Genomic DNA, 13,733 nt, shown 5'->3' with positions numbered 1-13,733 from the left:
GCAGTTCGCCCCATCTCGCGCCGGTCGGCGCACCCCTCGTGCCGGCCCTGCGCGGGTGTGGCTCACCCGTTCGGCAGCGCCGCCACCACGTCGTGGGCGATGCCCGCGAGGAGGCCGGCGACGACGGCGACCACCGGCAGCGTGACGAGCCACGCGACGAGCACGCGCCGGGCCGTCACCCACCGCATGCGCCCCGGCGTGACGAGACCCGAGCCGATCACCGCGGACCCGACCGTGTGGGTCGTGGAGACCGGTAGGCCCGGGGAGAGCGCGACGACGCCGAACGTCGTCACCGCTGCGGTCTGGAGGAACGCGCCGCGCCCGACGTCATGCCCGACCATGAGGTCGCCGAGGGTGGCGATGATGCGACGCCCGCCGACCGCGGTCCCGGCGGCGAGCGCGACGGCGGCCGTGAGGACCACCCAGAACGGGGTGTCGCCGTCGGTGGTCCGGCCGGCAAGCGTGAGCGCGAGGGTGAGCACGAGGATCGCCTTCGTGCTGCCGAGCAGACCGATGAACATCGCGGACGCCGTGCTCGCGGCGGACAGCAGGACGCGTGCGGCGGGTTCGACCCGGTCCGCGTCGGTCGCCATCGCCAGGCGCCGCCCGATCCGGGTGCCGACGTGCGCGACGACGAGAGCCACCACGGCGCAGAGCAGCATCGGGGCGAGCACCCGGGTGGCGAGCAGGTCCCACCGCACCTGCGCCCCGGTGGTCACGGCCGCGCCGACCAGGGCGCCGATGAGCGTGTGGGTCGTCGAGACCGGCAGCCCCTGGCGGGCCATGAGCGCGAGCCAGCCCGCCGTGCAGGCGAGCACGACGACGAGGACCGCCAGCCCGGGCGGGCCGCCCGGCGTCGTGGCCACGCCGAGCCCCGACTGGTCCGACAGGTAGGGGTGCAACCACCAGCTCGCCAGCGCGCCGACGAGGACCATGACGGCCGCCCAGCGCGTGGCGGAGCTGGGCGTCAGCGAGCGGGTGGCGACGGCGGTGGCGACCGCGTTCGACGCGTCCTGCACGCCTGCCGCGAACGCGTAGCCGAGCCCGAGCGCCACCGCGAGCGCGAGGAGGACGTCCGTCACCGGCGTCCGGCTCCGGCGGCGAGGATCCGGAGGTCGACGACCAGGTCGGCGCAGTCGGACACGATGTCGGCGAACGCGCCGAGCACGTGGTCCGGGCGGGCCGCCGAGGCGCGGTCCGGGGAGGTCGAGGCGGAGCGCAGCGCCCGCGCGCGGGCCTCCTCGAGGTCGTCGCGGACCCGGGCGGTCTCGCGCGCGATGTCGGAGAGCCGCTCGGGGGTGCGCAGTGCGGCGGTGGCGACGACGAGGAGCTCGGTCGCGCGCAGGACCTCGTCGGCGGCGGCGACCACCGGACGGGACGTGGGGGCCGAGCGGTCCGCCAGCAGCGTGCGCGCCACGCGCAGCAGGCCGTGGACCACCCGGCGCTCCGCCGTGAGCACCCGGTGGAGGTCGCCCCGCTCGAACGGCAGGACGAGATCGCCGACGAGGCGGTCCGTGAGCTCCTCGCCGAGGCGGTCGGTGGTGCGGGAGAGGTCGCCGACCTGCTCGTGAAGCTCGGGCAGGTCCGCCGACGTGGCGCCCACGACGCGGACGAGCACCAGCGCGGCGTCGACGGTCAGCCGCGAGCTGGTCGCCAGGCTGGGGCCGTGCCCGGACACCACGGACGGGCGGCGCGACAGGCGCACGGCGACTCCTGGTGAACGAGGCATGACGAGCGGGTGAACGGGAACCCTAACAGGGCCTGGTGCCGGTCCGGGGCGTGGCCTGCGCCGCGGTCGTGCGCCGTGGTGGCGCCCGGCGTCGAGGCGTTCGGAGCCGTGGGTCTGCCGGTGGCGGGGCGTCGGGTCCTGCGCCCGTCGGCGGGGGACCGCGCCGTCCCCGGGGCCGGGAGACGTCACCGGCGAAGGAGGGACGACGGACCGGAGAGCGCCTGTCGGCGCGAAGGCCGCTCGTAGCGGCAAATGTTGGAGCCCGGGGCTTTCGCGGTCCGCCGTCGAGAACCAACGTACGCCCCGTCCCGGCCTCCTGTCACGTCACCCGGCGGAGGTCGACGAGACCGCGCCCACCGGCGCCGCTCGCACGGCGGCCCGGCACCGCTCGCGCGGCGGGCCGAGCCGCAAGCGGGGGAGCCCCGCGGGTCACCGCTCGCGTGGAGCGGCCGTGTCCGGCCGGTCCTCGCCGTCCGGGGCGTCGGCGGGGCGGACCTCGAACCGGTAGCCCACGTTGCGCACGGTGCCGATGAGCTGGTCGTGCTCGGCGCCGAGCTTCGCACGCAGCCGTCGCACGTGGACGTCCACGGTGCGGGACCCGCCGTAGTACTCGTAACCCCACACGGCCTGGAGGAGCTGCTCGCGGGTGTGCACCCGGCCGGGGTTCGACGCGAGGTGGCGCAGGAGCTCGAACTCACGGAACGTGAGGTCGAGCACGCGGCCCCGCACCCGGGCGGTGTAGGCCGCAGGCTCGATGACGAGGTCGCCGGCGTCGACGATCTCGGCCTCGGCCTCCTCGGGGGTCGGCCCCGGGCTCGGCGAGGAACGGTCGAGGAGCATCCGCAGGCGGGCGTCGAGCTCGGCGGGTCCGGCGCCGTCGAGCACGACGTCCCAGGCACCCCACTCGCTCGACACCGCGGCGAACCCGCCCTCCGCGAGGACGAGCAGGAGCGGCGCGCCCTCCGGCAGCGTCCCGCCGATGCCCGCGGTCCGGGACAACGAGCGCGCGCCGACGAGGTCGTGGCGGCCGTCGACGAGGATGACGTCGGCCCGGTCGTGGGCGACCAGGCCGCTCATCGTCATCGGGGCGACGGTCACGCGGTGGCGCAGGAGGGTGAGTGCGGGCAGCACGCGTCCGGCACCGCCGGGGTCGGCGGTGAGGAGCACGAGCTCGGCCATCCGCTCTCCTCTCGTCCGGATGAGAAGTCTAATCGGCACCGGGCCCGACGGATTCCGCATGCCGCTCGAGGGGGCACGGCTCCCGGCGGACCGGCACCGACCTGGGATGATCGACGCGTGTCCACGCCGTCCCCGCCCTCCGTGCCGCCCTCGCGGCGGGGGACCTCGCTGCGCGCGGCGCTGACCGCCGTCCTCGCGGCGGCACTCGCCGGGACCGCGCTCGCACCGCCGGCGGTGGTCGCCGTCCTCACGCTCGTGTGCTCGGTGCTCCTCGCCGTCGGGCTGCCGCGTCTCCTCGACCTCCCGCACGGCTCGGGCGCGGCCTGGTTCCTGTCCGCCGGGGCGCTCGTCGTCACCGTGGTCGTGTGGTTCGGCGGCCTGGACCGGGTGGTCCTGCTGCTCGCGGCGGCGGTGGTCGCGGCGTTCGTCCACCAGATGGTCCGGCGCGACGGCCGGCCCCGCCTCACCGAGTCCGTGGCCGGTGACGTCCTCGGCCTGGTCGTCATGTGTTTCGGCGCCGGCTGGTTCGTCACGGCGCGCGAGCCGGTGGGCGAGCTGTGGGTCGTCGCCGGTGCGCTGGCGATCGTGGTCGGCACCGTGTGCGCCGCGCTGCCCGTCACGTCGTGGCTGGCCGCGGCCCTCGCCGTCGTCGCCGGAGCCGGTTCCGGCGGCGCCCTCGGTGCGCTCACCGACGACGTCGGGTGGTGGCGGGGCGCCGTGCTCGGCCTCGTCGTGGGCGCCCTCGCCGCCGCGCTGCACCGCACCTCGGCGCGTTCGCCCAGCTCCTCGCGCCTGCGGCCGGCGCTCGCCGCGGCCACGATCCCGGTCCTCGTCGTCGGGTCGGTCGTCACCGTCATGGCCCTCGGCACCCGGTAGCGGGACCACGCCCGACGGCGGACGACCGCCCGGCCGATCCCGGCTCACGCCCGCGCGGAACCGCTCGGCCGTGCCCTGCTCACCCCGGCGACCATCGGGTCGACGCGGCGGCGCCCTCGCCTACCCTGGGGGCATGACGTTCTCGTTCCCCGAGGGACTGGCTCCCGAGAACTACCCGGTCGCCTGGCTGGTGGGCCGCTGGCACGGCTCCGGCGCCGTCGGCTACGACGGCATCGAGGAGCAGCTGGTGGTCCAGGAGATCGAGGTCGACCACGACGGCGGCCCCTACCTGCGCTGGCACGCGACCCTGTGGCTCGCCGACCCCGGACTGTCCGGCCCGGTCGCCAACGAGACGCCCGGCCTCGAGCGCTACGCGAACCTCGTCAAGGCCCAGCAGTGGTCCACCGAGACCGGCTACATCCGCACCGTCCCCGCCGAGCAGGCCGCCGGAGCGCCCGCGCCGCAGACCGCGGAGCTCGAGGTCCTCCTCGCCGACCCGGCGGGCCACCTCTCGCTCTACGTCGGTCGCTCCCAGCCCGCCCGCATCGAGCTCACCACGGACGCCGTGGTCCGTTCGCCCAGCGCCGCCGAGCTGTCGGCGGGCTCCTGGATGCTCGGCCTGGTCCAGTCCGACCTCATGTGGGCCCGGGACATCGCGGCGTTCGGCAAGCCGCTGGCCCCCTACGCGTCCGGCCGGCTGGGGAGGGTCGAGTGATGCTGCCCGGGACCGCACCGGCGGCCGCCCCCGACCTCACCGACTGGCACCCGACCCCCTCGCCGTTCCTCGCCCGGGACGGGGCCGTCGAGGGGTCCGGGCCCGACGCCGGCGTGCCGCTCCACCTCGGCCGCCCCGTGCACGAGCAGCGCGCGCTCGAGGCCGGCGACGCCGTCGTCGACCTCTCCCAGCTCGGCGTCGTGACCATCACGGGCCCGGACCGCCTCACCTGGCTCGACACCCTGTCCTCGCAGTGGGTGCGGGACCTCGCGCCCGGAGCGTCCGCCGAGCTGCTGCTGCTGGACAACCAGGGGCGCCTCGACGTCGCCTCGGCGGTCGTCGACGACGGCGAGACGACCTGGCTGGTCGTCGAAGGCGCCGTCGCCAACAAGCTCGCGAACTTCCTCGACTCGATGCGGTTCATGCTCGACGTCGAGGTGCACCGCCGGGAGGACGTCGCCGTCATCGGCGCCGTCGGGCCCGGGCGGGACCGGCTCCGTGGCGCCGGGGCGCTCGCTCTCTGGGACGACCCGTGGCCGGCCACCGCGCCCGGGTCCACCGCGTACGGCCCCGCCGACGCCGACCATCCCGGCGCCGAGCACCCGACCGGCCTCGCTCTCGTCGAGCGGGACCGGCTCGAGGATGCCGTCGCGGCCGCCCTCGCCGCGGGCGACGGCCGGGGGGCCGGGTCGCTCGCCGGCACCTGGGCGTGGGAGGCCGTGCGGGTCGCCGCCTACCGGCCGCGGCACGGCCGCGAGGTCGACGACCGCACCCTGCCCCACGAGCTCGACTGGCTGCGCACCGGCGTCCACCTGAGCAAGGGCTGCTACCGGGGCCAGGAGACGGTCGCGAAGCTCGTCAACCTCGGGCGGCCGCCCCGGCGCCTCGTGCTGCTCCACCTCGACGGCAGCGAGCACGTCACGCCGGAGCCCGGCGCCGAGGTCGAGCTGGACGGGAGGGTCGTCGGCCGCCTGACCTCCGTGGTCCGGCACGGCACCGACGGCCCGCTCGCGCTCGCCGTCGTCAAGCGGTCGGTCGCCACCGACGCCGTGCTGCAGGCCGGCGACGTGACCGCTGCGCAGGAGATCGTCGTCGACCCCTCCGGGGTGACCGACGCACGCCCCCAGGAGCGGCCCGGCGCCGGTCTGCGGCGCCCGAGGTAGACGCCGTGGCGGACGAGGACGAGCGTTCCGGCCGCGGTCTGCGCCACCTCGCGCTGCACATCCGGACCCGGCTGCGGCAGGGCAGCCGGCGTGCCCGCTGGGCCTTCGTGCCCACCCTCGTGGCGGCCGCCGCAGCCGCGGTCGCCTTCCTCGTCTCGTCCGAGCTGCTCGGGCACGAGATGCCGATCTTCGCGCCGACCGCGGCCTGGCTGTGCCTGGGCTTCACCTCCGACCGCCAGTTGCGGCGCGTGGCGGAGCTCGGCGTGGGCTGCACGCTCGGGGTCGCGCTGGGGGAGCTGTTCGCCGCCCTGTTCGGGATCGGCCCGGTCCAGGTGTTCGTCGTCCTCGTGGTGGCGACCATGTCCGCGCGCATCGTCGACCGCGGCGAGCTGCTCACCTACCAGGCCGGCGTCCAGGGGATCGTCGTCATCGCGATGCCGGCGAGCGTCGCGCTCACCGACGGCGCGATCGGACGCTGGACCGACGCGCTCGTCGGCGCGTCCCTGGCCTTCCTCGTGGCGGCGTTCCTGCCCGACAACGCGATCCGGCGGCCCCGACGGCGTGCCCAGGCGGCGATCACGGACCTCTCCGACTTCCTGCGCACGCTCGGCGAGGCGCTGCGCCTCGCGGACCCGGACCTCGCCCGGGACGCCCTCACGCTGGGTCGCGACACCCAGCAGGTGCTCGACACCTGGGAGCGGACGGTCCGCAACGCCCGGCAGGTCATCGCCGTCAACCCGACGATGCGCGGCGACCGTGCCGAGGTGCGCCGCCTCGCCCGGGCCTCCGTGCTCGCCGACCGCGCCGTGCGCAACGCCCGGGTCGTCGCCCGGAAGGCGGAGAGCGTCGTGGAGGCCGGACCGCGCGCCGACCTCGCGCGCTCGCTCGACGCGCTGTCCTCCGGGCTGCGGCTGCTCGCCGTGGACCTCGGGCGCGGCGACCGGCCCGACCTGTCCCGCTCGCGGATCACCGAGGCCGCCCACACGCTCGACCCCGACGACTACGCCGTGGAGGGCTGGCCCACGCAGACGCTCGTGTCCGTGCTGCGCTCGCTCGTCGTCGACGTGCTGCAGATCGCCGGCATGACCGCTGCCGAGGCCCGCACCCAGCTCCCGACCGTCGACGGCGGATGGCCGTGGGACGCTGACGACGAGCACGACGAGCACGACGGCGAGCAGCGGGCCGACCCGTCCGACGAGCGTCCCGCGCCATGAGGGTGCCCGCCCCCGGCGCGTGCCGTGCGCCGGGACCGGGTCGGTGCCGCCGCCTGCCGACGACTACCGTGTGAACCATGTTCGCCGCCATCCAGACCTACCTCATGCTCGCGTTGAGCATCGGGGCCGTCGTCCTCACGGGATGGGCACTCGTCGACTGCCTGCGGCGCACGGACGCCGCATACGTCGCGGCGGGCAAGCTGCAGCGTCGCGTCTGGATCATCATCCTGGCGGCAGCGCTCGGCGTCTCGATCGTCTCCGTGCCCCCGCCGATCGGCTCGGGCGGGGGAGTGGGCGGGCTGCTCTCGCTCGCCGCGGTGATCGCCGGCGCCGTCTACCTCGCCGACGTGCGGCCCGCCGTGCGGGACGCCTCGCCGCGCCGACGTCGCGGCGGACGCGGCGGCAGGGGCGGATTCGACGACCGGCCGCCGACCGCCTGGCGCACATGAGCCGCCGTGCCCGGACGCCGGCCTGCGCCTGGACGCCGGCCTGCACCCGGACGCCGAGCTGCGCGGGGCGCCCGCGGGCGGCCGCCCGGTGAGGGCCGTCCTGCAGCGGGTCTCGCGGGCCGCCGTGCGCGTAGCCGGTGAGGTCGTGGGGGCGATCGACCGGCCGGGGCTCGTGGCACTCGTGGGGGTCACGCACACGGACACCCCCGCCCAGGCCGAGGTCCTGGCCCGGAAGATCGCCGAGCTGCGGATCCTCGACGGCGAGCGGTCCCTGATCGACGACGCGGCCCCCGTCCTCGTGGTCTCCCAGTTCACGCTCTACGGGTCGACGCGCAAGGGCCGCCGACCGTCGTGGTCGGCGGCCGCGCCCGGCCCGGTGGCCGAGCCGCTGGTCGAGGTGGTCGTGGAGCGGCTGCGCGTCGCGGGCGTCGAGGTCGCGACCGGCCGGTTCGGCGCGCACATGGAGATCGACATGACGGCGGACGGTCCGGTCACGGTGCTCGTGGAGTCCGAGGCCGGCTGAGGCGCCGACGCCGCGACCTCGCCGTGCCGGCATCCTGTGCGGCGGAGATCCGGGAGCGTCCGCCGGTCGCGCACCGGCGTCCGGGACGGCTCGTCAGGGTCGGCCGAAGTACTCGCGCGCGTCGTCGAGGAGATCGTCGAGCAGGCTGCGGCCGGGGTCCTCGTCGTCGCCCTGCCCGTCGGAGCCGCCGCCCGGGCCAGCCCCACGACCGTCACGGTCACCTCCGCGTCCGTCGTCGCCGCGTCCGTGGCCCGGGTCGGCGTCACCGTTGCCGTTGCCACGGCCGTCTCCCCGGTCGCGGTCGCGGCGGTCCTCGTCGTCGGTGCCGTCGGCCCCGGCCGCGTCGTCGCCCTGACCGAGCAGCTCGCGCAGGGTGCCCAGGGGGTCGCTGAGGCGGCGGCGGGCCTCGTCCTCGGCGTCCCGGGCGCGGTCGCGCAGCTCGCGGGCCTCCTCGTCGGCGCGCTCGCGCAGCCGGTCGGCCTCGTCGAGGGCGCTGTCGGTGAGGTCGCGCAGGCCGGTCCCGGTCTCGTCCTCGGGCTCCTGCGGCGCGGGCGTGCTGCTCGGCTCCTCGTCGGGCCCGCCGGCGTCGGACTCCGACTCCGCCGCCGCGGGCCGGTCGTCGAGGGTGAGGCTGCTGTCCTCGGCGCCGGTCTGTCCGCCGTCGCGCGGCCACAGGATGACCATGAGCGTGAGCGTCCCCACGAGGGCAGCCGTCACGAGGGCGGCGAGGAGGAGAACCCCGCGGCCCAGCGGCTGCTCGTTCGAGGACATGGCCCTCATGCTCCGCTGCGCGCGCCGGACCGGCAAGTGCCGCGGGCGGGGCGAGGTCCCCGTGGACGGTCAGGCTCCCGGGCCGACGCCCGGACGGGCCCGACCGCCGCCCGCACGGGCCCTCACGCCCGTGGCGAACACGGGCAGGAACAGCGCCGTCGCGCGGTTAGTGTCGTCGAACGCCCGCAGTAGGGTCGCCCGCTCGACCCGTGCGGCGACCGCACCACACCCAGGGAGTGCCCATGTTCGAACGGTTCACCGACCGCGCCCGTCGCGTCGTCGTCCTCGCGCAGGAGGAGGCGAGGATGCTCAACCACAACTACATCGGGACCGAGCACATCCTCCTCGGGCTCATCCACGAGGGAGAGGGTGTCGCGGCGAAGGCGCTCGAGGCCCTCGACATCTCGCTCGAGGCCGTACGTGCCCAGGTCACCGAGATCATCGGCGAGGGCCAGCAGGCTCCGGCCGGTCACATCCCCTTCACGCCGCGCGCCAAGAAGGTCCTCGAGCTGTCGCTGCGCGAGGCCCTCCAGCTCGGCCACAACTACATCGGGACCGAGCACATCCTCCTCGGCCTCATCCGCGAGGGCGAGGGCGTGGCGGCCCAGGTGCTCACCAAGCTCGGCGCCGACCTCAACCGGGTCCGCCAGCAGGTCATCCAGCTCCTGTCCGGCTACCAGGGCAAGGAGGCCGTCGCGGCCGGCGGTCCGGCCGAGGGGCAGCCGTCCGGCTCCGCCGTGCTCGACCAGTTCGGCCGCAACCTCACCCAGGCAGCGCGCGAGAGCCGGCTCGACCCGGTCATCGGCCGCGAGCAGCAGATCGAGCGCGTCATGCAGGTGCTCTCCCGCCGGACGAAGAACAACCCCGTCCTCATCGGCGAGCCCGGCGTCGGCAAGACGGCGGTCGTCGAGGGCCTCGCCCTGGACATCGTCAAGGGCGACGTCCCCGAGACGCTGAAGGACAAGCAGCTCTACACGCTCGACCTCGGTTCCCTGGTCGCGGGCTCCCGCTACCGCGGTGACTTCGAGGAGCGTCTGAAGAAGGTGCTCAAGGAGATCCGCACGCGCGGCGACATCATCCTGTTCATCGACGAGATCCACACGCTCGTCGGCGCGGGTGCCGCCGAGGGCGCGATCGACGCCGCCTCGATCCTCAAGCCGATGCTCGCCCGTGGCGAGCTCCAGACCATCGGTGCGACGACGATCGACGAGTACCGCAAGCACATCGAGAAGGACGCCGCGCTCGAGCGCCGGTTCCAGCCCATCCAGGTGCCGGAGCCGTCCGTCCCGCACGCGGTGGAGATCCTCAAGGGCCTGCGCGACCGCTACGAGGCGCACCACCGGGTCTCCATCACGGACGAGGCTCTGCAGGCGGCCGTCACGCTGGCGGACCGCTACGTCTCCGACCGGCACCTGCCGGACAAGGCGATCGACCTCATCGACGAGGCGGGGGCGCGCCTGCGGATCCGCCGCATGACGGCCCCGCCGGAGCTGCGCGAGCTCGACGAGCAGATCGAGGAGGTGCGCCGCGAGAAGGAGTCCGCGATCGACGACCAGGACTTCGAGAAGGCCGCCTCGCTGCGCGACGACGAGCGCCGGCTCACCGAGCGCCGCCAGGAGCGCGAGAAGGCCTGGCGCGAGGGCGACCTCGACGTGGTCTCCGAGGTCGACGAGGAGCTGGTCGCCGAGGTGCTCGCGATGTCCACCGGCATCCCGGTCGTCAAGCTCACCGAGGAGGAGTCCAAGAAGCTGCTCCACATGGAGGACGAGCTGCACAAGCGCGTCATCGGCCAGGACGAGGCGATCTCGACCCTGTCCCAGGCGATCCGCCGCACGCGCGCCGGCCTCAAGGACCCGCGTCGTCCGGGCGGCTCGTTCATCTTCGCCGGCCCCACCGGCGTGGGGAAGACCGAGCTCGCCAAGGCCCTCGCGGAGTTCCTGTTCGGTGACGAGGACGCCCTCATCACGCTCGACATGTCGGAGTACTCCGAGAAGCACACCGTCTCCCGCCTCTTCGGCGCGCCCCCCGGGTACGTCGGCTACGAGGAGGGTGGTCAGCTGACGGAGAAGGTCCGGCGTCGTCCGTTCTCGGTCGTCCTGTTCGACGAGGTGGAGAAGGCCCACCAGGACCTGTTCAACTCGCTGCTGCAGATCCTCGAGGACGGTCGCCTGACCGACAGCCAGGGTCGGGTGGTCGACTTCAAGAACACGATCATCATCATGACGACGAACCTCGGCACGAAGGACATCGCCAAGGGCCTGCAGACCGGGTTCCAGGCGTCCGGCGACCTGTCGACGTCGTACGAGCGGATGAAGAACAAGGTCAACGACGAGCTCAAGCAGCACTTCCGGCCCGAGTTCCTCAACCGTGTGGACGACACGATCGTCTTCCCGCAGCTCGACCAGGACGAGATCGTCCAGATCGTCGACCTCATGATCGACCGCCTGGACGCCCGCCTGCGGGACCAGGAGATGACGATCCAGCTCACCGACGCCGCCAAGGCCCTGCTCGCGGAGCGCGGCTACGACCCGGTGCTCGGTGCGCGTCCGCTGCGCCGCGCGATCCAGCGGGACATCGAGGACGTCCTGTCCGAGAAGATCCTGTTCAGCGAGGTCCGTGGCGGCCAGCTCATCAAGGTCGACGCCACCGGCGAGGGCATCCTCGGCGAGCTGACGTTCGAGTTCGTCGACCACGACGGGCCGATCCAGAAGGTCGAGCGGCCCGAGACCGAGCGCGTCGCCACGGCCGGCCGGGCGCTCCCGGCCGCCGCACCGGTGGGCGGCGCCGGCGGCTCGGGGCAGATGCAGCCCGGAAGCTGACTCAGGCCGGCGGCCGACCCGGTCGCCGGGCAGCACGACCGCCCGGACAGGGCGAACGGCGAGGGCCGGAGGTGGACATCCACCTCCGGCCCTCGCCGTCTCTGCGCGTATCGCCCGTCCGCGTCCCTCGGTCAGTCGCCCGACGGCGGATCGTCCACCGCCTCGCCCCGGGCCGCCGGGCGAGGATCGCGCGGGCCGGAGGGCCCCTCCGGACGCGAGGTGGTGCCGGCGCCGGCCGTCGTCCGGGCCGGCGCGGCCCCGTGCGTGACGGTCTCGGCGTCGCGCGCCCTGCGGTTGCGGCGCACGACGGTGAGGACGACTGCGCCGACGAGCGCCAGCACGACGAGCAGCGGCGCAAGGGCGGCCACCGCGACCACGACCCCGCGGATCGCCCCGGTGAACGCCTCCCCGGCGTCCTCCCACATGCGCGACCAGCCGGACTGCGAGCCGGTCGTCGACGGCGAGTCCTCCGTCACGAGATCGACGGTGAGCGTCGACATCGCCGCCTGCTCACCGAGGTTCGTGCGTTGCCCGCGAAGCTGGTCGAGCTCGGCCTGCCGGGCGGTCAGCTCGGTCTCGGCAGACAGCAGGTCGGCGACCGACCCGGCCTCCTCCATGAGCCCCTCGAGGCGGGCGACCGAGGTCTCGAGCGCGCTGATCTCGGCGTCGAGGTCGCGGACCGTGCCGGTCACGTCGTCGGCGTTCGTCGAGACCTGCTCGACCTCGCCGATCTCGCCGAGGTCGGCGAGGAAGGCGTCGGTCCGGTCCGGGGCGACGCGGACGACGACCTGGCCCCAGGGTCGATCCTCCTGGCTGCTCAGCTGGCGGCCCTCGACGCGTCCCTCGTGGGTCTCGACGAGGCCGACCACCTCGTCGGTGGCGGCCACGGGGTCCTCGACGACGACGGTCGCCTCCCCGGTGGTCACCACCACGCGGTCGACGCCGTCGGCCGTCACCTGCGCGGGGTCCCCGCTCGTGTCCGCGGCTGACTGCTCGGCGGAGGCGGCGCTGTCCGCGCCCTGGTCGGCCTCCTGCGCGGGCGCCCGGTCCGCGGTGCCCGCGTCCTCGTCGTAGCCACCGCCGTCGGAGCCCGACGAGCAGGCGGCGAGCGTGGCGGCGAGACCGAGCGTGAGCGCGGCGAGGGCCCGCCGGCCGGTCGGGCGGTGGGCCGGGCGGGCGGCGCTCCGTCGTCCGGTGGCTCGGCCTGCGGTCGAGTGTGCGGGAGCGGTCCCGACGTCGCCCGGTGGCGGCCCGTCGGTGCCCGGGGGTGCGGTGTCAGCGGATGAGGTTCGCATGTCGGAACCGTCGCAGGTCCGCACGTCGCGAGCCACGGCGGCAACCGTTTCGGGACCTCGCGGTGACCCTGCCGTCACCGAAGTTCTCCCCATCGACAGGAGGACCGCGGCCGTGCGTGGTGTGCCCCGGTCGCGCCCGACGACGGTGCTGCGCGGCGCTCCCGGGTGAGTCCCGCCGTCGTGTGGGGTGTGCCCAGGTGCGCCCGGCGGGGATGCGGGATCGTCAGCCGTACCTACGGGCGAAGGCGGCCAGGACGCCGTGGGCGTCGTCCACGCGGACGCGCGAGATCTCGGCGACGACCCGCTCGAACTCCTCGGCGGGGAAGTACCCGGAGTGCAGGTAGTCGGTCATGCGCCGCACGAGCCCGGCCGTGTCGAGCTCCGGGTGGAACTGCGTGACGTACTGGTCGGCCCCGACCCGCAGCATCTGCACGGGCGTGGGGTCCGACGTCGCGAGGACCACCGACCCCGGCGGCGCCACGGTGACGGCCTCGTGGTGGCCGACGTAGGCGTCGAAGGCGACCGGGACGTCGGCGAGCAGGGGGTCCGTGCGGCCGGCCTCGGTGAGCTCGACCCGGACCGCCGAGGTCCCCCGCCCGTAGGTGTGGTCGACGACGGCGCCCAGGCGTCGCGTCAGCGTGCCGACGGCGTAGCACAGACCCATGAACGGCACGCCGGCCGCGACGACCTGGTCGAGGACCGCGCCGAGCCGGTCCTCGGTGCGTCGCTGGAGGTCGGACTGCTCCTCGAGCGGCGTGGAGCCGGTGAACGGCGAGCCGCCCTGGAGCACGCCGGCGAACGCGGCCGGGTCCGGCGGCGCGTAGGCGTCGTCGGTGGCGGAGAGGCGGACCACGCGCTCGACCGGAACGCCCATGTGCCGGGCGACCGCCGAGTGCTCGTCGTCCGCGGCGCGCTGCTCCGGGCGCGAGGAGATCAGGAGGAACGGGGGGCGCACCGGACGATCCTGCCCCACCGGGGCGCGGGACGCCCGACGGTGGGC

At 75.1% G+C, this 13,733-nt stretch carries 13 protein-coding genes; 7 read left to right on the top strand and 6 right to left on the bottom strand.

From position 1 onward, the window contains the following. Nucleotides 1-62: 62 nt before the first annotated feature. The 3 genes from AC24HA_RS15195 to AC24HA_RS15185 form a co-directional block, all read right to left on the bottom strand. A complete protein-coding gene (locus AC24HA_RS15195) occupies nt 63-1,082 on the bottom strand; it encodes an inorganic phosphate transporter (protein WP_425707758.1) in 1,020 nt (339 codons plus the stop codon). Continuing rightward, nucleotides 1,079-1,705, bottom strand: a complete 627-nt coding sequence (locus AC24HA_RS15190) for a hypothetical protein (RefSeq protein ID WP_425707759.1) — start codon at nt 1,703-1,705, stop codon at nt 1,079-1,081. Before AC24HA_RS15190 ends, AC24HA_RS15195 begins: the two co-directional genes overlap by 4 nt. A gap of 453 nt (nt 1,706-2,158) precedes the next feature. Then, nucleotides 2,159-2,908, bottom strand: coding sequence for a winged helix family transcriptional regulator (locus AC24HA_RS15185; protein ID WP_425707760.1), 750 nt, complete (start codon nt 2,906-2,908; stop codon nt 2,159-2,161). 117 nt (nt 2,909-3,025) lie between these two features. On the opposite strand from AC24HA_RS15185, the gene AC24HA_RS15180 reads away from it, so the two are divergent. From AC24HA_RS15180 to dtd, 6 genes are all read left to right on the top strand, one after another. Beyond that, nucleotides 3,026-3,784, top strand: a complete 759-nt coding sequence (locus tag AC24HA_RS15180) for a hypothetical protein (RefSeq protein WP_425707761.1) — start codon at nt 3,026-3,028, stop codon at nt 3,782-3,784. 133 nt (nt 3,785-3,917) lie between these two features. After that, entirely contained in the window at nt 3,918-4,499 is a 582-nt protein-coding gene (locus AC24HA_RS15175) for a heme-binding beta-barrel domain-containing protein (RefSeq protein ID WP_425707762.1), read from the top strand. Continuing rightward, on the top strand, nt 4,499-5,662 hold the full coding sequence (gene ygfZ / locus AC24HA_RS15170; protein WP_425707763.1) for a CAF17-like 4Fe-4S cluster assembly/insertion protein YgfZ: 1,164 nt from the start codon (nt 4,499-4,501) through the stop codon (nt 5,660-5,662). The genes AC24HA_RS15175 and ygfZ overlap by 1 nt, the downstream gene beginning before the upstream one ends. A gap of 5 nt (nt 5,663-5,667) precedes the next feature. Further along, nucleotides 5,668-6,876 carry an FUSC family protein gene (locus AC24HA_RS15165; protein WP_425707764.1) on the top strand — a complete coding sequence of 403 codons (1,209 nt, stop codon included), beginning with the start codon at nt 5,668-5,670 and terminating at the stop codon, nt 6,874-6,876. Between the two features lie 77 nt (nt 6,877-6,953). Continuing rightward, nucleotides 6,954-7,325 (top strand): DUF2516 family protein, encoded by a 372-nt coding sequence (locus AC24HA_RS15160; RefSeq protein WP_425707765.1) that lies wholly within the window; start codon nt 6,954-6,956, stop codon nt 7,323-7,325. An 88-nt stretch (nt 7,326-7,413) separates the two neighbouring features. Beyond that, nucleotides 7,414-7,848: a D-aminoacyl-tRNA deacylase gene (dtd, locus tag AC24HA_RS15155; protein ID WP_425707766.1), complete on the top strand. Its 435-nt coding sequence runs from the start codon at nt 7,414-7,416 to the stop codon at nt 7,846-7,848. A 93-nt stretch (nt 7,849-7,941) separates the two neighbouring features. Here the strand turns inward: dtd and AC24HA_RS15150 are convergent, their stop codons facing one another. Then, the gene (locus AC24HA_RS15150; RefSeq protein ID WP_425707767.1) at nt 7,942-8,619 is read right to left on the bottom strand and encodes a hypothetical protein; all 678 of its coding nucleotides are present in this window, start codon (nt 8,617-8,619) and stop codon (nt 7,942-7,944) included. A gap of 242 nt (nt 8,620-8,861) precedes the next feature. On the opposite strand from AC24HA_RS15150, the gene AC24HA_RS15145 reads away from it, so the two are divergent. Continuing rightward, the gene (locus AC24HA_RS15145) at nt 8,862-11,438 is read left to right on the top strand and encodes an ATP-dependent Clp protease ATP-binding subunit (RefSeq protein ID WP_425707768.1); all 2,577 of its coding nucleotides are present in this window, start codon (nt 8,862-8,864) and stop codon (nt 11,436-11,438) included. Between the two features lie 131 nt (nt 11,439-11,569). Here the strand turns inward: AC24HA_RS15145 and AC24HA_RS15140 are convergent, their stop codons facing one another. Together AC24HA_RS15140 and AC24HA_RS15135 are read right to left on the bottom strand one after the other, a co-directional pair. Continuing rightward, nucleotides 11,570-12,733 carry a DUF4349 domain-containing protein gene (locus AC24HA_RS15140; protein ID WP_425707769.1) on the bottom strand — a complete coding sequence of 388 codons (1,164 nt, stop codon included), beginning with the start codon at nt 12,731-12,733 and terminating at the stop codon, nt 11,570-11,572. A gap of 223 nt (nt 12,734-12,956) precedes the next feature. Further along, complete coding sequence (locus AC24HA_RS15135) at nt 12,957-13,688, bottom strand: glutamine amidotransferase (RefSeq protein WP_425707770.1); 732 nt, start codon at nt 13,686-13,688, stop codon at nt 12,957-12,959. Nucleotides 13,689-13,733 lie beyond the last annotated feature (45 nt).

The sequence above is a fragment of the Georgenia sp. Z1491 genome (genome assembly GCF_057652395.1).
The sequence above is the reverse complement of the archived record's forward strand: the minus strand, read 5'-3'. Positions and strand labels throughout refer to the sequence as shown.

Coding starts and splice junctions, on each gene's coding strand:
- AC24HA_RS15185 (WP_425707760.1), bottom strand. CDS start 2,908: ATGGCCGAGCTCGTGCTCCTCACCGCCGACCCCGGCGGTGCCGGACGC.
- AC24HA_RS15175 (WP_425707762.1), top strand. CDS start 3,918: ATGACGTTCTCGTTCCCCGAGGGACTGGCTCCCGAGAACTACCCGGTC.
- ygfZ (WP_425707763.1), top strand. CDS start 4,499: ATGCTGCCCGGGACCGCACCGGCGGCCGCCCCCGACCTCACCGACTGG.
- AC24HA_RS15160 (WP_425707765.1), top strand. CDS start 6,954: ATGTTCGCCGCCATCCAGACCTACCTCATGCTCGCGTTGAGCATCGGG.
- AC24HA_RS15150 (WP_425707767.1), bottom strand. CDS start 8,619: ATGTCCTCGAACGAGCAGCCGCTGGGCCGCGGGGTTCTCCTCCTCGCC.
- AC24HA_RS15145 (WP_425707768.1), top strand. CDS start 8,862: ATGTTCGAACGGTTCACCGACCGCGCCCGTCGCGTCGTCGTCCTCGCG.
- AC24HA_RS15140 (WP_425707769.1), bottom strand. CDS start 12,733: ATGCGAACCTCATCCGCTGACACCGCACCCCCGGGCACCGACGGGCCG.